General features: G+C 48.3%; 1 protein-coding gene. It reads left to right on the top strand.

The features are described 5' to 3' along the window. Window positions 1-786, top strand: a 786-nt coding sequence (locus R8O11_RS26795; RefSeq protein WP_318194820.1) for a fimbria/pilus outer membrane usher protein, incomplete at both ends; no start/stop codon positions are given.

The following is a 786-nucleotide window of genomic DNA, read 5'->3' as shown; positions in this document are numbered from 1 at the left end:
AAATCCAATTTTCACCGCGATGTTCAGTCTCAGCAAAGCAGTCAATACACCCGTTTCGATACAGGGTATGAGTACGCCAATCAGGCGCGACGACTTCGTTTGGAAGTCGGAGACTACATCGTCCGTCCTTTGTCTTGGAGTCAGCCGGTGAGAATGGCGGGCTTTCAGTTGTCGCATGATTTTTCTATGCGCCCCGACGTAGTGACGACGCCATTGCCAGCGTTTTATGGTGAGGTCACTGCGCCCACGACCTTGGATTTATTCATCAATGGCTTTAAAACCGACTCAATGGCCGTCGGGCCAGGCCCTTTCGTTATTAACGACATTCCCATGATCTCTGGCGCGGGTGAAGCAACCGTCATTGCGACTGATGCTCAAGGCCGACAAACGGTCATGACCAGCCCGTTTTTCCTCTCTTCCGATTTGTTGAAAACAGGATTTACTTCCTACAGTGCCAGTATTGGTGCGCTCAGAGAAGATTTTGGAAACGCATCGAATGAATATGGTGCTGGTGGCGTTGTTGTAGCGATGCGTCATGGCATGACGGATTGGTTAACCTTGGAAACACAAGCTGAAGCAAAAGATGACCTAATTGTTGCGGGGCTGGGTTTTGTTAGTAATGCGTTCAACTTAGGTACGGTAGATGCCTCTTTTCGAGTCAGTAATTTTAAAGACCAATCCAGCTCATACGCTCTGAGTTACAGTTACCAATCTAGGTTGTTTAGCTTCGCTGCTAGAACGCAAGTGGAGCAAGCTGATTTCTATACCCTGTCGCATTTGCCAAAT

The organism is Vibrio sp. 1288, from assembly GCF_033344475.1.
Note: the sequence above shows the minus strand (reverse complement) of the source record. Positions and strands in the feature narration are given on the sequence as shown.